The 20,805-nt window shown below is 34.0% G+C and carries 16 protein-coding genes; 14 read left to right on the top strand and 2 right to left on the bottom strand.

Going from position 1 to position 20,805, the window contains the following annotated elements; translation table 11 throughout:
* Nucleotides 1-125: 125 nt before the first annotated feature.
* From APR43_RS18680 to uvrB, 9 genes are all read left to right on the top strand, one after another.
* Complete coding sequence (locus APR43_RS18680; protein ID WP_053471055.1) at nt 126-2,507, top strand: TonB-dependent receptor; 2,382 nt, start codon at nt 126-128, stop codon at nt 2,505-2,507.
* 35 nt (nt 2,508-2,542) lie between these two features.
* On the top strand, nt 2,543-3,364 hold the full coding sequence (locus tag APR43_RS18675; protein WP_053471056.1) for a DUF4249 domain-containing protein: 822 nt from the start codon (nt 2,543-2,545) through the stop codon (nt 3,362-3,364).
* A gap of 5 nt (nt 3,365-3,369) precedes the next feature.
* Nucleotides 3,370-3,852, top strand: coding sequence for a GyrI-like domain-containing protein (locus tag APR43_RS18670; protein WP_053471057.1), 483 nt, complete (start codon nt 3,370-3,372; stop codon nt 3,850-3,852).
* 44 nt (nt 3,853-3,896) lie between these two features.
* Nucleotides 3,897-4,343: a DinB family protein gene (locus tag APR43_RS18665; protein WP_053471058.1), complete on the top strand. Its 447-nt coding sequence runs from the start codon at nt 3,897-3,899 to the stop codon at nt 4,341-4,343.
* A gap of 137 nt (nt 4,344-4,480) precedes the next feature.
* On the top strand, nt 4,481-5,143 hold the full coding sequence (locus APR43_RS18660; RefSeq protein WP_053471059.1) for a thiamine diphosphokinase: 663 nt from the start codon (nt 4,481-4,483) through the stop codon (nt 5,141-5,143).
* A gap of 172 nt (nt 5,144-5,315) precedes the next feature.
* Complete coding sequence (gene rlmF / locus APR43_RS18655) at nt 5,316-6,404, top strand: 23S rRNA (adenine(1618)-N(6))-methyltransferase RlmF (RefSeq protein WP_240514972.1); 1,089 nt, start codon at nt 5,316-5,318, stop codon at nt 6,402-6,404.
* A gap of 133 nt (nt 6,405-6,537) precedes the next feature.
* Nucleotides 6,538-6,768 (top strand): hypothetical protein, encoded by a 231-nt coding sequence (locus APR43_RS18650; protein ID WP_053471060.1) that lies wholly within the window; start codon nt 6,538-6,540, stop codon nt 6,766-6,768.
* Between the two features lie 92 nt (nt 6,769-6,860).
* Nucleotides 6,861-7,802: an alpha/beta fold hydrolase gene (locus APR43_RS18645; RefSeq protein WP_053471061.1), complete on the top strand. Its 942-nt coding sequence runs from the start codon at nt 6,861-6,863 to the stop codon at nt 7,800-7,802.
* Nucleotides 7,803-8,202: 400 nt separating this feature from the next.
* On the top strand, nt 8,203-10,194 hold the full coding sequence (gene uvrB, locus APR43_RS18640) for an excinuclease ABC subunit UvrB (protein ID WP_053471062.1): 1,992 nt from the start codon (nt 8,203-8,205) through the stop codon (nt 10,192-10,194).
* Here uvrB and APR43_RS18635 read toward each other — a convergent pair.
* The gene (locus tag APR43_RS18635) at nt 10,191-10,592 is read right to left on the bottom strand and encodes a hypothetical protein (RefSeq protein ID WP_053471063.1); all 402 of its coding nucleotides are present in this window, start codon (nt 10,590-10,592) and stop codon (nt 10,191-10,193) included. The genes uvrB and APR43_RS18635 overlap by 4 nt on opposite strands.
* A 57-nt stretch (nt 10,593-10,649) precedes the next feature.
* Here APR43_RS18635 and APR43_RS18630 point away from each other — a divergent pair, with 57 nt between their 5' ends.
* From APR43_RS18630 to APR43_RS18615, 4 genes are all read left to right on the top strand, one after another.
* A complete protein-coding gene (locus tag APR43_RS18630) occupies nt 10,650-11,441 on the top strand; it encodes an alpha/beta hydrolase (protein WP_053471064.1) in 792 nt (263 codons plus the stop codon).
* 31 nt (nt 11,442-11,472) lie between these two features.
* Nucleotides 11,473-12,483, top strand: coding sequence for a dipeptide epimerase (locus APR43_RS18625; protein ID WP_053471065.1), 1,011 nt, complete (start codon nt 11,473-11,475; stop codon nt 12,481-12,483).
* 2 nt (nt 12,484-12,485) lie between these two features.
* Complete coding sequence (locus APR43_RS18620; protein WP_053471066.1) at nt 12,486-13,505, top strand: aminotransferase class I/II-fold pyridoxal phosphate-dependent enzyme; 1,020 nt, start codon at nt 12,486-12,488, stop codon at nt 13,503-13,505.
* A 209-nt stretch (nt 13,506-13,714) separates the two neighbouring features.
* Entirely contained in the window at nt 13,715-14,179 is a 465-nt protein-coding gene (locus tag APR43_RS18615; protein WP_053471067.1) for a DUF1456 family protein, read from the top strand.
* A gap of 460 nt (nt 14,180-14,639) precedes the next feature.
* Here the strand turns inward: APR43_RS18615 and sucC are convergent, their stop codons facing one another.
* Nucleotides 14,640-15,833 carry an ADP-forming succinate--CoA ligase subunit beta gene (gene sucC / locus APR43_RS18610; protein WP_053471068.1) on the bottom strand — a complete coding sequence of 398 codons (1,194 nt, stop codon included), beginning with the start codon at nt 15,831-15,833 and terminating at the stop codon, nt 14,640-14,642.
* 415 nt (nt 15,834-16,248) lie between these two features.
* On the opposite strand from sucC, the gene gltB reads away from it, so the two are divergent.
* Nucleotides 16,249-20,766: a glutamate synthase large subunit gene (gltB, locus tag APR43_RS18605; protein ID WP_053471069.1), complete on the top strand. Its 4,518-nt coding sequence runs from the start codon at nt 16,249-16,251 to the stop codon at nt 20,764-20,766.
* Nucleotides 20,767-20,805: the final 39 nt, after the last annotated feature.

Below are 20,805 nucleotides of genomic sequence, written 5' to 3'. Positions count from 1 at the left end.
TTAAAATATAGACAAAAAGGGCAGCTTTTATAAGCTGCCCTTTTTTATTCTTAACTAATGTTTAACAATAGTTGGACTCTAATATTTAGTAAGAATTGCTAACTATGTAACTCAAAACCAAAACGATGATTACAAAAAAGATTAGTTTCCTTCTTATCATTATTTTTACCACACTTCATTCTTTCTCTCAGGATAAATTTACGCTAAGCGGTACTATTAAAGATTCAAAAAATAACGAAACCTTAATTGGTGTCAATATCTATATTCCGGCTTTAAAAATAGGAACGACAACAAACGAATACGGATTTTATTCCATTACAGTTCCTCGCGGCGAACATGAAATCGAAATTAGTTATGTGGGTTATCAAACTATTCAACAAACCATCACTTTAAACCAAAATACCAAAAACAATTTTTCCATCAGCGAAAGTGGCGAAGAACTTCAGGAAGTTGTCATTACAGATAATAAGAAGAAAATAAATATCAAATCACCAGAAATGAGCGTTAACAAACTCTCCATTTCAACCATAAAAAAAATGCCCGTAGTTTTAGGTGAAGTCGATGTCTTAAAATCAATTTTATTACTTCCCGGAGTTACAAATGCTGGCGAAGGCGCTTCTGGATTTAATGTTCGCGGCGGCGGTGCAGATCAGAATTTAATTTTGTTAGATGAAGCAACAATCTTCAATTCCTCTCACGTTTTTGGATTTTTCTCAGTTTTTAATCCTGATGCGATTAAAGATTTAAAATTGTATAAAGGCGGCATTCCGGCAAGATTTGGAGGAAGAGCTTCTTCTGTTTTAGATATTTACCAGAAAGACGGAAGCAGTAAAAATTTCCACATGAATGGAGGAATTGGTTTAGTTTCAAGCCGACTTCTTCTGGAAGGTCCAATTGTAAAAGACAAAGGTTCTTTTTTAATTGGCGGAAGAGGATCTTACGCTCATTTATTTTTAAAACTTTCAGAAGATAACAAAGATAATTCGGCTTATTTCTACGATTTAAATGCTAAACTGAGTTATAAATTAAACGACAATAACAATTTATATTTATCCGGATATTTTGGCCGGGATGTTTTCAGCTTGAACAAAAGCTTTACTAATATTTACGGAAATTCAACTTTAAACCTGCGCTGGAATCATTTATATTCTGATAAATTATTCTCTAATTTATCTCTCATTTACAGCGATTATTATTACGGACTTGATTTGGATTATGTCGGTTTTAAGTGGGATTCGGGAATTCAAAACTATAATATCAAATACGATTTCAAACATTATATTTCAGATAAATTCAAACTGAATTATGGTGTAAACGGCATTTATTACGAATTCAATCCGGGAACTATTATACCAAGTAATACTACTTCTGGAATTAATCCTGATCAATTAGATAAAAAATATGCATTTGAACCTTCGATTTATTTAGATGCCGAAAATCAGCTTTCAAAAAGAATAACACTGGCGTATGGATTACGTTACAGTTTATTTTATCGTTTAGGTTCTTCAACCATAAATTATTACGACAATAATAGTCCGGTAGTTTTCAATTCAGATACAGAAGTTTATGAAAAAGGAATTCCAACCTCAACAAAATATTTCGGCAAAAACAAAGTAATTCAGGATTATAATAATTTCGAACCAAGACTTTCAATATCGTATCAATTAAATGACGATCAGTCCATAAAAGCGAGTTACAATCGTATGGCGCAGTATCTTCAATTAATTTCAAATACTTCATCTCCTACTCCGCTCGACGTCTGGATGCCAAGTGACAATTATATTAAACCGCAAATTGCAGATCAGGTTGCTTTAGGATATTTCCGAAACATTAAAGAAGGCGCTTATTCGCTGGAAGTTGAAACGTATTACAAAAAAATACAGAACAGATTGGATTATATTGACGGCGCCGATTTAATTGCCAATAATGCCATCGAACAAGTTATTCTAAACGGAAGAATGCGTGCCTATGGTTTAGAAATTATGGTTAAAAAAAACGAAGGCAAATTCAATGGCTGGGTTTCTTATACCTTATCAAAATCAGAACAGCAAACGCCTGGAAGAACTCCGGAAGAAATTGGAATCAACAATGGACAATGGTATAGTACTCCTTACGACAAAACACATAATTTGGCGATAACATCTGCTTATAATTTAAACGAAAAATGGTCTTTTGGTGCTAATTTCGCTTTGCAATCCGGGCAGCCGGTTACGTATCCAAACGCACAATATGAATATTTAGGAATTACAGTTCCAAGTTATGGCCTTCGAAATGAAAATCGTCTTCCGGCTTATCATCATTTAGATGTTTCGGCAACTTTAACGCCTCGAAGTAATAAAGGCAGGAACTGGAAAGGTGAATGGGTTTTTAGTATCTATAATTTATACAACCGAAGCAACGCAGCCTCAATCAACTTTAGACAAAATTCTGATACAGGTTTAAATGAAGCGGTACGATTATCAATCTTCGGAATAGTTCCGGCTGTTAGTTATAATTTCAAATTTTAAAAATTCATTTCTGTAAAGAAAATAAAAGATATAGTATGAAAAAAGTAATCGCATTAATCGTCTTATTTACATCAGTTTTCTTCACAAGCTGTGAAGATGTTGTAGATGTTGAACTGGATACTGCTCCTCCAAAATTAGTTATCGAAGCCGCCATAAATTGGCAAAAAGGTACGACGGGAAAACAGCAGGTTGTAAAATTAACGACAACAACAGGTTATTTTGAATCAGTAATTCCAACGGTTTCCGGAGCAACTATATATATTAGGAACAGTAAAAACGTGCAATTTAATTTTACCGAAGTTCCAAAAACAGGACGCTATCTCTGTAATAATTTTGCACCTGAAATTAATGAAACTTATACACTAACCGTTATTAGCGGAGGAAATACCTATACAGCATCTGAAACTTTAAAATCTGTTGCGCCAATTACGCATATTGAACAAAATAACGAAGGCGGATTTACAGGAAAAGATATCGAAATAAGAGCTTATTTTAACGACCCTCCAGATGAAGATAATTTCTATTTATACAAATATGTATACTCTAATAAAGTCACTTCTAATTTTTATGTTGATGAAGATAAGTTTTTTCAGGGTAATGAATTCTTTAGTGTTTCTGATGATGACGAACTCAAAGCTGGAGATGAATTAGAAATAACACATTTCGGCATTTCAAAACAATATTATAATTACATGAATATTTTGGTAAGTATTGCCGGCAGTAATGTTGGCGGTCCTTTTCAATCGCCGCCCGCAACCGTAAAAGGAAACATCATCAATACAACCGACAAAGCAAATTATCCTTTAGGTTATTTTTCACTTAGCGAAAGTCAGACAAAAAAATTCAAAATAGAATAATAAACATGGAAGCCAGAATTGAAACTTTAACCGAGAAAAAACTGATCGGACAACATATTGAAATGTCATTTATCGAAAACAAAACATTTCAATTGTGGAGTAATTTTATGCCAAAACGAAAGCAAATCAAAAATACCATTAACGAGAATTTATATTCACTTGAAGTGTTTTCTCACGGTCATTTTGATAACTTTGATCCAGGCAAAACATTTCAAAAATGGGCTGCTGTAGAAGTCGGAAATTATGATGAAGTCCCATCAGAAATGGAAACTTTAATTATTCCAGATGGACTATATGCCGTTTTTATACATTATGGCCCGGCTTCTGAAGGACATAAAACGTATCACACAATTTTTGCAGAATGGCTTCCTAATTCAAAATACACAGTTGACGACAGACCGCATTTTGCCGTTATGGATCATAAGTACAAAAAAGAAGATCCGGAATCAGAAGAAGAAATCTGGATTCCCATAAAAAACAGAGATTAACCGCTTGCCTACAAATTATTCTTTTTAATCTTCAAATAAAAAATATGTTAATCGAAACACTAAAAATACTTTTTAACAGGGATCTAAATAAACTCAAATTTGAAATTGAATCATACGAATTCGAAAAACAAATTTGGGCAATTGATAAAAACATTTCTAATTCCGCCGGAAATCTTACACTTCATTTAATTGGAAACATCAATACTTATATTGGAGCCCAAATTGGAAAAACTGGATATATTCGAAATCGTCCTTTAGAATTTTCACTAAAAGATATTCCAAAATCAGAATTAATCGATAAAATCGAAAATACAATTATAGTTGTAAATGATGTACTGGATATTTTAACCGAAGAAGATTTAAGTAAAATATATCCTGAAATCGTTTTTGAAAAAGAAATGACAACCGGATTTTTCTTAGTTCATCTTTCAACACATTTGGCCTATCATGTTGGGCAAATCAATTATCATAGAAGATTGCTTGATATATAATATTTAGCCACAGATTTCACAGATTAAAAAGATTAATCATTCTAATCCTTTTAATCTGTGGCAAAAAAAATCTAAAATCTAAAATCTGCAATCTAAAATTCTAAACGTATCTTTGCGTTACATTCAAAAAAACTCACATGTCATCACATCATATAGTTCGCGACGATCAGGAACCAGCTTTAATAATTGCAAACGGAGCGGCCTGCGATCCTGAATTATTAGGACAATTGCTAGAATGGTCTCCGCTCGTTATCGTTTTAGATTCGGCAATAGAAAGGGTGATTGAATTGGGTATTAAAGTTGATGTACTTTTAGGAGATTTTGACCGAGGTTTTGATCCCGAAATTTATAAAACTTCACAATATCCACTTGAAATTGTTCACACGCCAGATCAGGATAAAACCGATTTAGAAAAAGCTTTTGATTATTTAGTTAAAAGAAAAATTCCAGCCGTAAATGTAGTTTGGGCAACCGGAAGACGTGCAGATCACACAATTACCAGCTTAACGAATATTGTTCGTTACAGAGATTTACTTAAAATTGTAATTCTCGACGATCATTCCAAAATCTTTTTGCTTCCAACAAAATTCGAAAAATGGTATACTGCTAAAACACCAATTTCTTTGATTCCAATTGGTGTTGTAAACGGCATTTATTCTACAAATTTAGAATATCCTCTGCAAAATGACACTTTAACAATGGGTTACAGAACCGGAAGCAGTAATTCTGTTGCAAAAGACGGTTTGGTAACTATTAATCACACAAACGGTGATTTGTTATTAATGGAATGTTTTGATTAATAATGTTATTCTAAAGTCGAAGAGTTAGAAGCTAATCCTGCTGTCCGCTATATCTTTTGCGGCGAACCCCGCCACAAAAGGATGCCGCTTCCATCAGGGCTAGGACAATCGGTTTCATAATAAATCTTTCTTCAAAAAAGGAATGTGTACCTTTGCATCGAAATAAATCAAAATGAAAGCAGAAAACAATTCCCAAAAAGACAATTTACATCCAAGAAATCTTCATCGTTCCAGATATGATTTTGAACTTCTAATTTCAAATTGTCCCGAATTAAAAGCTTTTATTTCCATCAATAAATACGGAATTGAAACTGTTGATTTCGCTAATCCAAATGCGGTAAAAACTTTAAATAAAGCTTTATTGCAAACGTACTACGACATTCAAAACTGGGATATTCCTAAAAATTATCTTTGTCCGCCAATTCCCGGCCGCGCCGATTACATTCATTATATCGCTGATTTATTAGCCGAAACAAACAACAATCAAATTCCGGAAGGAAATTCTGTTTTAGGATTAGATATCGGATCGGGCTCAAATTTAATCTATCCGATATTAGGGCATTCTATTTACAACTGGAGTTTTGTTGCCACTGATATTGACAAAAAAGCAATCGAAAACTGCAGTAAAATTATCGAAGCTAATCCAAAATTAATTGACGCAATCAGTTTACAACAACAGACAGAATCCCGATTTATCTTTAAAAATATTATAATTCCCGAAGACCGATTTACATTCACCATGTGTAATCCGCCTTTTCACGCATCGGCAGAAGAAGCCAATAAAAGCACTTCCAGAAAAGTTTCAAATTTGAATCCAAAGGAAAAAAGAAACACAAATCCAGTTTTAAACTTCGGAGGACAAAACGCAGAATTGTGGTGCAGCGGCGGCGAAATTGGTTTTGTAACACAAATGATTTACGAAAGCGCAAAATATGCTTCGCAAGTTTTATGGTTCACTACTTTAGTTTCTAAAAAAGAAAATCTTTCTTCTATTTACAAAACTTTGAAAAAGGTAAATGCTGTTGAATTCAAAACAATTGAAATGTCGCAAGGACAGAAAAATAGTCGTATTGTAGCTTGGAGTTTTTTGAATAATGCAGAACAAAAGTCTTGGAAACTAGATAATCACAAAAATTCATCTGAAAACTATTCACAAGAATATAAGGACGATTTAGAAGCTGCAGAAGAAAATATCAAAAAAGGTAACTTTCATTCACATAATGAAATGAAAGGCAAAATTGAACAATGGAAAAAGAAGTAATTTGGAAATGCATTGCTTACAATTTAAAATTTTAGACCAACAAAAAAACACCCTATATTACTGATTTTCAACTAAACTCTTGATTATATAATTTGGTTTTGCTAAATTTAGTAAACTATTTAAAATCAAGGTTATGGCAGAATACATAGGTTATCTCGCTTCCTTTTTTATTGTTGGAGGATTTTTGCTAAAAGATCTTAAAACAATTCGACTCATAAATTTATTCGGCTGTATATGTTTTGTAGTTTACGGAATCTTTTTAAAAGATTACAGGGATTTTAGCCAATGGCTTTTACCGATTATTATTCCAAATGCGATTTTATCATTTGTTCAAATCTATCATCTGACAGCTAAAAAAGTATAACAAGATTGTAATTATGATATTTTAAAACAAAATTCTGATACAATTCCTGTTTTCTATAATCGTAACTTTAAGTTCAAATTGAACTTATAACCATGTCAAAATTATACTCCAGATTAGCAATTCTCTTATTTTTAGTAACAAGCTGCGCTTCAACCAAAAAGGCAAAATTTGAGGATTATGTTTTTAAAACCAAAAGCGAAGAACAAAAATATGAAACCGCTTATAACAAGGCTTTAAAGCTTTGGGATATTCCGTATACCGAAGAAAATGTAAAAACAAGTTTTGGAACTGCGCATGTGATCATCGCCGGACCAAAAAACGGAAAAGATTTAGTTTTACTCCACGGAATGGATGCCAGTTCAACGATGTGGTATCCTAACATTAAATCTTTGGCTAAAAATCACCGCATTTATGCTATCGACTTTTTGATGGAACCCAATAAATCCAATTTAACCGCAAAACCACTTTCCTCAGAAGAAATTGTCGTTTGGTACAACGAAATTTTCGATCATTTTAAATTAAAGAAATTCGACATCATTGGTGCTTCTCGCGGTGGTTGGATTGCAACATTATTGGCAACGCAAAAAAACAATTCTATAGATAAAATTGTACTGTTAAGTCCGGCGCAGACTTTTAAATTCATTGACAAGCCCAGAAAAACATCATCGGCTTTAATGTTAAAACTTTTTCCTAGTGAAAAGAAATTCAGCAAAACATTAAAAGCATTTTCTACACATCCAGAAAAAATTAGTCCTATCTATAACAGGCAATTTTATTTGGCTAATAAATACGCCAAATCAAATTCCAGTATGTTAAAAATGACGCCATTTTCAGATAAAGAATTAGAATCAATCAATAATCCTGTTTTGGTTTTAATTGGCGACAAAGATGTTATTAATTCTGAAGAAAGTTTAGAGCGTGCAAAAAAACACTTAGCCAACAGTAAAACAAAAATCATAAAAGATGCCGGGCATTTTTTGACCATTGATCAGCCAAAAATTATTAATGATGCTGTTATTAATTTTTTAGAATAAGATTATTTGCCACGAATTTCCACGAATTGATTTTGCATAATCCAATTAAATAAATTGGTAAAAATTCGTGAAATTCGTGGCGAACTTGTATCATAAAATGTAGTCCCTACGGGACAATTTGTACGGATGAATGTTTATTTTTCTACCGATATTTAATCTCTACGAGATATGTTTTAATGACAATTATTTGTTGGGAAAATTATCAATTTGGTTTAAAAATTTCAGTTGTTTCTTAAAATTAATTCGAAAAAATCATCTCGTAGAGATTAAATATCGGTAGAAAAATGGTTGTCAAATTTTAAAATTGTCCCGTAGGGACTACACAAATCATTTTTTTTTACCCTTTTAAATAGCATTCAAACTTTGTATCTTTACAAAACCAACTTTTCATCAGTAACAAATGAATTTCCAAGTATCTTCAGAATATAGTCCAAAAGGAGACCAGCCGCAAGCCATACAAAAACTCGCACAAGGTGTAGTTGATGGAGAAAAATATCAAACATTATTAGGAGTTACGGGATCTGGTAAAACATTTACAGTAGCCAATGTTATTCAGGAAGTACAGCGTCCTACCATAGTTTTGGCACACAACAAAACTTTGGCCGCACAGCTATATTCAGAATTCAAACAATTTTTCCCGAATAATGCGGTTGAATATTTCGTTTCTTACTACGACTATTATCAGCCGGAAGCTTTTATGCCCGTAACAGGCGTTTTTATTGAAAAAGATTTATCTATAAATGAAGAGCTTGAAAAGATGCGTTTAAGCACCACTTCTTCCCTGCTTTCGGGGCGACGTGATGTTTTAGTTGTTGCCTCAGTTTCGTGTTTATACGGTATTGGAAACCCTGTTGAATTTAAAAAGAACGTAATTGAAATCAGCAGAGATCAGGTTATTTCGAGAACTAAATTACTGCACAGTCTTGTACAAAGTTTGTATGCCAGAACTGAAGCCGATTTTAATCCGGGAACTTTTAGGATTAAAGGCGATACGGTCGAAATTTATCCAAGTTATGCTGATGACGCTTACAGAGTTCATTTTTTTGGAGATGAAATTGAAGAAATAGAATCTTTTGATGCAAAAACTTCTCAGGTTATTGAGAAATTTAAAAGACTGACGATTTACCCAGCCAATATGTTTGTGACTTCGCCAGAAGTCCTTCAAGGCGCAATTTGGGAAATACAGCAGGATTTAGTCAAACAAGTAGATTATTTTAAAGAAATAGGTAAACATTTAGAAGCCAAACGATTAGAAGAAAGAACTAATTTCGATTTAGAAATGATTCGCGAATTGGGTTATTGCTCCGGAATTGAAAATTATTCCCGTTATCTTGACGGACGACAAGCCGGAACAAGACCTTTCTGCTTATTGGATTATTTCCCAAGTGATTTTTTAATGGTTGTTGACGAAAGCCACGTTACCGTTTCGCAGGTTCACGCTATGTACGGAGGCGACCGCAGCCGAAAAGAAAATCTGGTTGAATACGGTTTCCGTTTACCGGCCGCAATGGACAACAGACCTTTAAAATTTGAGGAGTTTGAAGCTTTACAAAATCAGGTGATTTATGTGTCGGCAACTCCGGCTGATTATGAATTACAGAAATCTGATGGTATTTATGTGGAACAGATTATTCGTCCAACAGGATTATTAGATCCTGTTATTGAAGTGCGCCCAAGTTTAAATCAAATTGACGATTTGATTGAAGAAATTCAGGTGCGCTGCGAATTAGACGAAAGAGTTTTGGTGACAACTTTGACTAAAAGAATGGCCGAAGAATTAGCCAAATACTTAACTAAAGTAAGCATTCGATGCCGTTACATTCATTCTGAAGTGGATACTTTAGAGCGTATCGAAATCATGCAAGATTTACGAAAAGGTATTTTTGATGTTTTAATTGGTGTAAACTTACTTCGTGAAGGTTTAGATTTACCCGAAGTTTCGCTTGTAGCAATTCTGGATGCTGATAAAGAAGGTTTTTTAAGAAATCATCGTTCTTTAACTCAAACAATTGGTCGTGCGGCGAGAAACTTAAATGGTAAAGCCATTATGTACGCCGATAAAATTACGGCGAGTATGCAAAGAACAATTGACGAAACCAATTATAGAAGAACAAAACAGATCAATTTTAATGTCGAAAATAATATAACGCCACAGGCATTAAACAAAAAAATAGAAAGTGCTTTTACCAAAAATCCTTTGGTAGAATACGAACTAGGTCATACTTTATCAGTTGCTGCAGAACCAGAAACGGCGTATATGTCTAAAGCTGATCTTGAAAAAATGATTCGCGAGAAACGAAAATCAATGGAAAAAGCAGCAAAGGAATTAGATTTTATGCAGGCCGCCAAACTGCGTGACGATATCAAAAAATTACAGGAACAATTACCTTAATTGTGTTGTTCCTGAAAAACTCTTAATAAAACTTTAGGCTCTATCATTGCATTTGGAGCCTTTTTCATTAAATCTAAAATGCGTTTTACTGCACTTGGGTTTAATCCCATTTCAATTGCAATCTGCTGAATTCCTATTGCCTCTTTTTCATGTAAAATTCCATCGCAGTGCATAATCAAAGCCAATCTGTAAAACTGCTGAATGCGTTGAAATTCTGATTTTATAACTACAGGTTTTATTTCCTGATGAAATAAATCATGAAAAACATTCAAATCAATCTTTAATTCCTGAGCAACATGCCATATAAAATCATACTCTCTTTTATGCAATTGCCCGTCAACAGTAGAAAAGGCGATCAATTCTAAAAGTAAACTTTTCTTTTGTGCTTCGGTATTCATCAATTTGTTATTTTTAGCTAAAATATTGCTTTTAAATTAAAAATACAAAATCTAATGATGAGGGGATTTTTTATATTTATATTTCTTTGGATGATTTCCGGAAATGCACAAAGTACGGCTTCAAAAAACGTATCAACATTTACGATTGAAGCACCTCAGCTAAAAACTACTAAAAAAATCTGGATTTATCTTCCTGAAAATTATTCGGCTTCAGCCAAAAAATACAGCGTGATTTATATGCACGACGCTCAGAACTTATTTGATGCTAAAACCTCTTACGTAGGCGAATGGAATGTCGACGAGAAATTAGACAGTTTAAAAGCGCAGGTAATTGTTGTTGGAATTGAACACGGAAATGAAAAACGTATAGAAGAATTAACTCCTTTTAAAAACGAAAAATACGGCGGAGGAAATGCTGATAATTATTTAGAATTTATCGTAAAAACATTAAAACCGTATATTGATAAAAACTACAGAACCAAAACAAAACCTAAGAATACAATCATTTTTGGAAGTTCACTGGGCGGTTTGGTTTCTTATTATGGAGCTTTAAAATATCCTGAAGTATTTGGCAAAGCCGGCGTTTTTTCACCTTCATTTTGGTACACAAACGACATTTTCACTTTTACTGAAAAGATACCCAAAATTAAAACCAAATTTTACTTTTTATGCGGCGATAAAGAAGATGAAAATATGGTGAAAGACATGACCAAAATGGAAAAGTTATTGGATACAAAGCGTTGTTACTGTCTTCATCTTACGAAATCTAAAGTGGTAAAAGGCGGTGAACATAATGAAAAATTATGGAGGGACGGTTTTGTAAAAGCAGTTCTTTGGCTTAATTATTGAGAGAAAACATAAAAAAAATAGTACAAAAATCATGAAACTAATTTTAAGAGAATATAACCTAAAACTAAAACACACTTTCACGATTTCAAGAGAATCTATTGATTTTCAGCCTTCTTTAATTGTTGAATTGCAAAGTGATGGTTTTTCTGGTTTTGGAGAAGCAACTTCAAATCCGTATTACAAAACAACAGTTCCAATGATGATCCAGGATTTAGAAAAAATCAGAAGCATTATTGAAAATACAGAAAATGAGACTCCAGATGCATTTTGGACAAAAATTCATCCGTTTTTAAAAGAGGATATGTTTGCACTTTGCGCTTTAGATTTGGCTTATAATGATTTGTACGCCCGTAAAAAAGGCAAAAAGTTATACGAATTATGGAATTATACAACCGAAAGAAATCCGCTTACGGATTATACAATCGGAATTGCTTCTATTGAAAAAATGGTTTCAAAAATGCAGGAACTTCCCTGGCCTATTTATAAAATTAAATTAGGTACCAAAGAAGATATTGAAATCGTAAAAGAACTTAGAAAACATACCAATGCTATTTTTAGAATCGATGCCAATTGCGGCTGGGGCGTTGAGGAAACCATTAACAATGCCATTGAATTAAAAAAACTAGGTGTTGAATTTCTCGAACAACCTATGAAAGCAGATAATTGGGAAGCCCACAAAGAAGTTTTTAAACATTCTGTTCTTCCAATTATTGCCGATGAAAGCTGTATTATTGAAGAAGATGTTGCCAAATGCCACAATCATTTTCACGGAGTAAATGTAAAATTGGTAAAATGCGGTGGATTAACTCCCGGCAAAAGAATGATTGAAGAAGCTAAAAAATTAGGACTAAAAACAATGGTGGGCTGCATGACGGAATCAACAGTTGGAATTTCTGCGATTGCTCATTTATTACCTCAGCTTGATTATGTTGATATGGATGGCGCGTTACTTTTAGCACAAGATATTGCAACCGGAGTAACCATTAAAAATGGCGCTGTGAGTTATTCTGATCTTAACGGAACCGGAGTTACACTTCTATAAAAATGATAGTAGAAAAATTTCCCGACCGTATTATTGAAATTGACCAAGAACAGTATTTGTATTTTGGCGGAACTGCTTATTTAGGATTGCCAACAAACAAAGGTTTTCAGGATTTGGTAATTAAGAACATTCTTAATTGGGGAACTACTTACGGAAGTTCCAGAACAGCCAATATCAAATTAAAAGCATACGATGAAGGAGAAAAGTTTCTGGCTTCTCATATAGATTCAGATAGTACTGTTACGGTTTCTTCAGGAATGCTGGCTGGAAAACTGGTTATAGATTTAATGAAAAAGCAGACAGATTGTTTTTTTCATTTTAATGATACACACAACGCAATCAGCATTGAAAATAGTCTTCCATTATTTGTTAATGACAAATTAAATGATCGTTTATTAGATTCAAAACGGGAGAAAATAACGATTCTTACTGACGGTGTTCCTACTTTTGAAACTAAGCCTGCTGATTTATCCTTTTTAAAACAAATTCCAAATCATAAAGAAGTTACTTTAATTTTGGATGAATCGCATTCTTTTGGGATTTTAGGCAAAAATGGTTCTGGAATTTATTCATCAATTCAATATCCAGTTAAAAGAAAAATCATGGTTTCATCTCTGGGAAAAGCTTTCGGTTTAACTGGAGGGGTTATTGCCGGCGATTTTGGATTTATAAATGAAATAAAAGAAATGGAAACTTTTACAAGTGCCGCGGGAATGAACCCTGCTTTTGTACAAACTCTTTCTGATGCTGCAGAAATTTATACTTGGCAGCACATCAAACTGCTGGATAATTTAAAGTATATAGATTCAATTTTAATCAAAAACAACAATATTAAGTTTGATAAAAACTATCCTTTGATTTATCTTTTATCAAAAGAATTAGTTGAAAAATTAAAAAACGAAAAGATTATTATTGCCAGCTTTAAATACACTAAAAATGCTGAACCGCTAAATCGAATTGTAATTACAGCAAATCATCTCAAAGAAGATTTAGATAAACTTGCTGCGGTTTTAAATTCTTAATATTATTAAAGTTGCCACAAATTACACTAATTTGCACGAATTAATTTTTATGTTTTTGCCACAGATTAAAAAGATTATCAGGATTTATAAATTGCTTAAAAAATCATTAAAATCTTTTTAATCTGTGGCAAGAAAATTCGCGTAATTCGTGGCAAAAAAAATAAATAGTCCGAATTGTTTTTAAACCGTACCTTTGCAAAAAATAAACGATGACAAATAACGATATACTTAAAAAACTTCGCGTGGCTTTGATGCTCCGTGATGACCAAATAGTTGAGATTTTAGAATTAGTAGATTTTAGAATTTCAAAATCAGAATTGGGTGCTTTTTTCAGAGCTGAAGATCATCCTAATTATATGGAATGCGGCGATCAGGTTTTAAGAAACTTCTTAAACGGATTGGTTATTCATTTAAGAGGAACGAAAGAAAATCCTAAAAACCCAACGGATGTTTTAGCAAAACATAAAGCAGAAATTCCGAAGAAAGAAACTTCTAAAGAAAGACCTGAGTTTAAAGCTGCTCCAAAAGATTCTGAAAGAGCAAGAGGCGATCAAAGTCCATCAAAGTCAGGTTCAGCAGCGGGAAAACCTAAGAAGAAAGCATTCCCAAAAGGAAATGGAAAAACATCTGTTGTAGAAAAAGTCGTTTACAAAAACGGTAAGAATAAGAAATAATCAATATTGAGATATCATTATTTCATAAAATCCCTTCAATATTCGAAGGGATTTTTTTATTACATATCATTTTATTGTAGAGACGCACAGCAGTGCGTCTACGTCTAGTGAATCCATAATGAAAAATACTTTGCGTAGACGCACTGCTGTGCGTCTCTACGATATACTTTGTCTTAAAAAATATTCTCAACGGAATGTTTTTGGCATAATTGCAAAAAAAACCTCCGAATATCTAAGGGATCTTTTATTACACATCATTGATCGTAGAGACGCACAGCAGTGCGTCTACATCTCGGAAATCCACAATGTTAAATACGTTGTGTAGACGCACTGCTGTGCGTCTCTACGATATACTTTGTCTTAAAAAATATTCTCAAAAGGAATGTTTTTGGCATAATTTCAAAAAAAAATCCCTCCGAATATCGAAGGGATTTTCTATATAATTTGATTTCTTATTTAATTAAGAAAGAGCAGCTTTAACTTGGTCAGCAGCTTCTTGGAACTGAACAGCTGATAAAATTGGCATACCAGAATTGTCAATTAATTCTTTTGCAATTTCAGCATTTGTTCCTTGTAAACGAACGATGATTGGCACTTTAATAGCGTCACCCATGTTTTTGTAAGCATCAACAACACCTTGAGCAACACGGTCACAACGAACGATTCCTCCAAAGATGTTAATTAAAATAGCTTTTACGTTTGGATCTTTCAAGATAATTCTGAAAGCTGTTTCAACACGTTTTGCATCAGCAGTTCCTCCTACGTCAAGGAAGTTAGCAGGCTCAAAACCAGCATATTTAATTAAATCCATAGTTGCCATTGCAAGACCAGCTCCGTTTACCATACATCCTACAGTACCGTCAAGATCTACATAGTTCAAACCTACTTCTTTAGCTTCAACTTCGATTGGATTCTCCTCACGGATATCTCTCATTTCAGCATATTTAGCTTGTCTGTATAAAGCGTTATCGTCGATATTTACTTTAGCATCCACAGCTAAGATTTTGTTATCAGATGTTTTTAAAACCGGGTTGATTTCAAACATAGAAGCATCAGAACCAATGTAAGCATTGTATAATGCGTCGATGAATTTCACCATTTCTTTAAAAGCATTTCCAGAAAGACCTAAATTAAAGGCAATTCTTCTTGCTTGAAAACCTTGTAATCCAACAGAAGGATCGATTTCTTCAGTAAAGATTAAGTGAGGAGTATGCTCAGCAACTTCTTCGATATCCATTCCACCTTCAGTAGAATACATGATCATGTTGCGTCCTGTACCTCTATTCAATAAAACAGAAACATAAAACTCAGAAGTTTCACTTTCACCAGGATAGTAAACATCTTCAGCAACTAAAATTTTGTTTACTTTTTTACCTTCAGGCGGAGTCTGAGGTGTGATCAATTGCATTCCGATGATTTGTTCTGCTAACTCTTCAACTTGCTGTAAGTTTTTTGCCAGCTTAACTCCACCACCTTTTCCACGACCACCTGCGTGAATTTGTGCTTTTATTACATGCCATCCTGTACCAGTTTCGGCAGTTAATTGTTTTGCAGCAGCTACAGCTTCAACCGCATTATTAGCCACAATTCCGCGTTGAGTGCGTACTCCGTAACTTGCTAAAATTTCTTTTCCTTGATATTCGTGTATGTTCATAATATAGAATTTGTCTGGTTCTGAATTTAGTTCAGAATAAAAGTCGGACAAAAGTAACAAAATACAACTTAATAGTAAAATCTTTTTCTATTAAAAAATGACACTTATAGGTATTAAACGTTTATTCTTTTTCAATGCAAAGAAATAGTTAACGAAACGATTTGTTAATATTAACTCAAAACCACTAAAACGTTTGATATTTAACAAAAACTTCACCGTATTTATTAGCCTTGAGGCGATTTTTCTTAATATATTTTAATTCGGATTATCATTTTATCATTTCGCAATGGTTAATATAATAATATTATCAATTAAGAAGCCTTTTTCTAATATTACAACAAAAATGTAAGCTAAAGCATAATTTCACTACATTATGTTTAACGAAATCTTTATTTTTGTAGAAAAAATATCAAGAATGAAAGTTAAAGAACAAGGGCTTTATCTGCCTGAATTTGAACACGACAATTGTGGTGCAGGATTTATTTGTAATTTGAATGGTATTAAATCAAATGATATTATTCATAAAGCATTAGACATCTTAATTAAATTGGAACATCGTGGTGCCGTTAGTTCTGATGGAAGAACTGGAGACGGAGCGGGAATCTTATTTGATATCCCTCATGATTTTTTTAAGAAGGTTTGTGACTTTGAAATCCCGGAAACACGTGAGTATGCAGTAGGAATGGTTTTTTTACCAAAAAGCAAAAACCAGGTATCTTTTTGTATCAATGCATTTGAGGCAACTATTAAAGATCAAAATTTAAAGATCTTAGGTTGGAGAGATGTACCTGTTGACGTTGAGAATTTAGGGCAGATCGCCGCAGAAAAAGAACCAACAATTAAACAAGTTTTCGTTTCTAAAAACGGACAAGATTTAACTGAACAAGAATTTAATGCAAAACTTTTTGCAGCTAGAAAAATTGCTGAACATGCCGTAAGAGGATCAAAAACTTCTGAAAGCCACATGTTTTATTTTACTAGTTTATCGACAACTACTATAATATATAAAGGTCTATTGATGCCGGAAGACATCAGCCGTTATTATATAGATTTGAAAGATCCGGACTTGGTGACTCGTTTAGCGCTTGTACACCAGCGTTTCTCTACAAATACATTCCCATCATGGGATTTAGCTCAACCGTTTAGATACATGTGTCATAATGGTGAGATCAACACACTTCGTGGAAACGTAAGCCGTATGCGTGCTCGTGAAGAGCTTATGCAAAGCAAAGTTTTTGGCGATGATATCAAAAAATTATTCCCAATTATCTTAGAAGGAAAATCAGATTCTGCTTCTATGGATATGGTGGTTGAACTTTTATTAATGACAGGTCGTTCGTTGCCAGAAGCAATGATGATGGTTGTTCCTGAAGCTTGGGAAAAACACCAGACAATGTCTCCTGAAAAAAGAGCATTCTACGAGTTTAACGCTTGTATTATGGAGCCTTGGGATGGTCCAGCTTCTATTCCGTTTACAGATGGTAACGTAATTGGAGCTTTACTAGACAGAAACGGATTGCGTCCTTCTCGTTACACCTTAACACATAGTGGTTTCGTAATCATGTCATCAGAAATTGGTGTATTAGATATCGATCCTGAAGATGTAATTCAGCACGGACGTTTAGAGCCAGGAAAAATGTTCCTGGTTGATATGAACGAAGGCCGTATTATTGAAGACGAAGAAGTTAAAAAAGCAATTGTTACAAAACGTCCGTACCAGGAATGGTTGGACGCTAACTTATTGCCTTTAGCAAAAGTTCCTTATACGAATAATCCAACTCCGGTTGAGAAATTAGATTTCCAGACAAGACAGCGTTTATTTGGTTATACAATTGAAGATTTAAAAACAATCATCAACCCAATGGGAGGACAAGGAGCTGAAGCAATCAGTTCTATGGGTAACGATACGCCTTTGGCAGTATTGTCAGAGCAGCCTCAATTGTTGTACAACTATTTCAAACAATTATTTGCTCAGGTTACCAATCCGCCTTTGGATGGTATTCGTGAAGAAATCATTACAGATATTAGTTTAGCTGTTGGAGGAGATTTCAATATTTTTGAAATTGAATCTAAACAGTGTAAAAAATTAAAAATCCAAAATCCGGTTATCTCTAACGAGGATTTGGATAAAATTAGAAACATTGATCACGTAGATTTCAAATCGGCTACAATTTCTACTTTATATAAAATAGAAAAAGGAGTTAACGGTTTAGAGCGTGCACTTGAAAAATGTGTTCAGGCAACTTTCAAAGCTGTAAACGAAGGATGTAATATTATCATTCTTTCTGATAGAGGCGTAAGTGAAGAATTAGCTCCAATTCCTATGTTATTGGCTTGTTCTTACATTCACCACTCTTTGAATATTTTACAGGTTCGTTCTAAATTCGGAATCATCATTGAATCTGCAGAACCTCGTGAACCACATCATTTTGCATTATTGTTCGGATACGGTGCAAGTGCCATCAATCCTTACATGGTAAACGAAATCATTCACGATCAGGTAGCTCAAGGTTTCATTACCGGAGTAAAAGCTGATTATGCTGTTGTAAACTACAACAAAGCGATTGCAAAAGGTATCGTTAAAATCATGAACAAAATTGGTATCTCTACATTACATTCATACAGAGCTGCTCAGATTTTCGAGATTTTAGGTTTAAACAAAACATTTACTTCTAAATACTTCCCTTACACGCCATCAAGAATTGAAGGAATTGGTTTAATGGAAGTGGAAAAAGAAGTTAAAAAACGTTTCCAAAAAGCTTTCCCTAATTCAAAAGTGGCAAGTTTGCTTTCTCTTGAAATTGGAGGTATTTACAGATGGAGACGCGGTGGTGAAAAACACATGTTTAACCCAACTACTATTTCTAAATTACAACAAGCGGTTCGTTTAAACAGCCCTGAAAGTTATAAAGAATACTCAAATGCCGTTAACGAGCAGAGCTCAAACTTAATGACTATTAGAGGTTTATTTGAATTCAACAATTTGGATCCAATTTCTATTGATGAAGTAGAACCTTGGACAGAAATTGTAAAAAAATTCAAAACAGGCGCAATGTCTTATGGTTCTATCAGCCAGGAAGCACACGAGAATTTAGCGATTGCAATGAATAGAATTGGCGGAAAAAGTAATTCTGGAGAAGGTGGAGAAGATCCAAAACGTTTCCAGAAAGAAATTAATGGAGATTCCAGAAACAGTGCAATCAAACAAGTTGCTTCGGGACGTTTTGGTGTTTCGATCAACTATTTGACAAACGCTAAAGAAATCCAGATTAAAATGGCTCAGGGAGCGAAACCTGGTGAAGGTGGACAATTACCTGGAGAAAAAGTGGTGCCGTGGATTGCTGAAACCAGAAACTCTACGCCTTATGTAGGTTTGATTTCACCTCCTCCTCACCACGATATTTACTCAATTGAGGATTTATCTCAGTTGATTTACGATTTGAAAAATGCAAACCGTGAAGCGCGTGTAAACGTAAAATTAGTTTCTGAAGTTGGAGTTGGAACCATCGCTGCCGGTGTTGCCAAAGCTAAAGCTGACGTTATCTTAATTTCAGGTTATGACGGAGGAACTGGTGCTGCACCATTAACATCTTTACAACACACAGGTATTCCGTGGGAACTTGGTTTAGCTGAAGCACAGCAGACTTTGATCTTAAACGATTTAAGAAGCCGTGTAGTTTTAGAGTGTGACGGACAGTTAAAAACAGGTCGTGACGTTGCTATCGCAGCTTTATTAGGAGCTGAGGAATTTGGTTTTGCAACTGCACCGCTTGTAGCTTCTGGATGTATCATGATGAGAGCTTGTCACTTAAATACTTGCCCTGTTGGTATTGCAACTCAGGATCCTGAATTGAGAAAAAATTTCAAAGGAACTCCAGAGCACGTAATCAACTTTATGTATTTTATTGCTGAAGAGTTAAGAGAAATCATGGCGCAGTTAGGTTTCAGAACTTTAAAAGAAATGGTTGGTCAGTCACAAAAATTAAATGTGAACAAAGCGATCAAACATTACAAAGCAAATGGTTTAGATTTATCACCAATTCTATACAAACCGGAAAAAGCGAAAACACAGCCAAATCACAATACAACACAACAAGATCACCAACTTGAAAACGTATTAGATTTTGACATCATTAAAGAAGCGATTCCGTCTATTTATAGAAAAGAAAAAACAAGAGTAACATTTAAAATTAAAAATACAGACCGTTCTGTAGGTGCGATTTTGAGTAACGAAATCTCAAAAATTTATGGCGCACAAGGATTACCTGATGACACTATTTTAGTTGATTTTGAAGGTTCTGCCGGACAAAGTTTTGGTGCTTTTGCAACAAACGGATTGTCATTTAAAATTCACGGAAACTGTAATGATTATTTAGGAAAAGGTCTTTCTGGAGGAAAACTAATTGTAAAAGTCCCTCCTACTGCAACTTTCAAACCTGAAGAAAATATCATTATTGGAAACGTTGCCCTTTACGGAGCTATTACCGGAGAGGCTTATATTAATGGAATGGCCGGAGAGCGTTTCTGTGTTAGAAATTCTGGAGCAACAGCAGTTGTTGAAGGAATTGGAGATCACGGATGCGAATACATGACCGGTGGTACAGTAGTAGTTTTAGGAAAAACAGGAAGAAACTTCGCAGCTGGTATGAGCGGTGGTGTAGCTTATGTTTACGATCCAAATAAGAAATTCGACTCAACAGTTTGTAACATGGAAATGGTTGCATTCGACCCTATGGAAGAAGAAGATCTTACGAAACTAAGACGATTGATCAAAAATCATTCATTGTACACAAGCAGTCCATTAGCAAAAAGAATTTTAGCAGACTGGGAAAATCAACAAAAGCACTTCGTAAAAGTAATGCCAACTGATTACAAAAAAGCATTACAAAGAATTGCAGAAGAGAAAAAAATAGAAGAATTAATAGCTGGATAAATGATTTTAGAATTCAGATTTTAGATTTTAGATTTATTT

It is taken from the genome of Flavobacterium sp. NLM (assembly GCF_002210235.1).
In the GTDB taxonomy this organism is placed as follows: Bacteria; Bacteroidota; Bacteroidia; order Flavobacteriales; family Flavobacteriaceae; genus Flavobacterium; species Flavobacterium panici.
Note: the sequence above shows the minus strand (reverse complement) of the source record. Positions and strands in the feature narration are given on the sequence as shown.

Coding starts and splice junctions, on each gene's coding strand:
- APR43_RS18680 (WP_053471055.1), top strand. CDS start 126: ATGATTACAAAAAAGATTAGTTTCCTTCTTATCATTATTTTTACCACA.
- APR43_RS18675 (WP_053471056.1), top strand. CDS start 2,543: ATGAAAAAAGTAATCGCATTAATCGTCTTATTTACATCAGTTTTCTTC.
- APR43_RS18670 (WP_053471057.1), top strand. CDS start 3,370: ATGGAAGCCAGAATTGAAACTTTAACCGAGAAAAAACTGATCGGACAA.
- APR43_RS18665 (WP_053471058.1), top strand. CDS start 3,897: ATGTTAATCGAAACACTAAAAATACTTTTTAACAGGGATCTAAATAAA.
- APR43_RS18660 (WP_053471059.1), top strand. CDS start 4,481: ATGTCATCACATCATATAGTTCGCGACGATCAGGAACCAGCTTTAATA.
- rlmF (WP_240514972.1), top strand. CDS start 5,316: ATGAAAGCAGAAAACAATTCCCAAAAAGACAATTTACATCCAAGAAAT.
- APR43_RS18650 (WP_053471060.1), top strand. CDS start 6,538: ATGGCAGAATACATAGGTTATCTCGCTTCCTTTTTTATTGTTGGAGGA.
- APR43_RS18645 (WP_053471061.1), top strand. CDS start 6,861: ATGTCAAAATTATACTCCAGATTAGCAATTCTCTTATTTTTAGTAACA.
- uvrB (WP_053471062.1), top strand. CDS start 8,203: ATGAATTTCCAAGTATCTTCAGAATATAGTCCAAAAGGAGACCAGCCG.
- APR43_RS18635 (WP_053471063.1), bottom strand. CDS start 10,592: ATGAATACCGAAGCACAAAAGAAAAGTTTACTTTTAGAATTGATCGCC.
- APR43_RS18630 (WP_053471064.1), top strand. CDS start 10,650: ATGAGGGGATTTTTTATATTTATATTTCTTTGGATGATTTCCGGAAAT.
- APR43_RS18625 (WP_053471065.1), top strand. CDS start 11,473: ATGAAACTAATTTTAAGAGAATATAACCTAAAACTAAAACACACTTTC.
- APR43_RS18620 (WP_053471066.1), top strand. CDS start 12,486: ATGATAGTAGAAAAATTTCCCGACCGTATTATTGAAATTGACCAAGAA.
- APR43_RS18615 (WP_053471067.1), top strand. CDS start 13,715: ATGACAAATAACGATATACTTAAAAAACTTCGCGTGGCTTTGATGCTC.
- sucC (WP_053471068.1), bottom strand. CDS start 15,833: ATGAACATACACGAATATCAAGGAAAAGAAATTTTAGCAAGTTACGGA.
- gltB (WP_053471069.1), top strand. CDS start 16,249: ATGAAAGTTAAAGAACAAGGGCTTTATCTGCCTGAATTTGAACACGAC.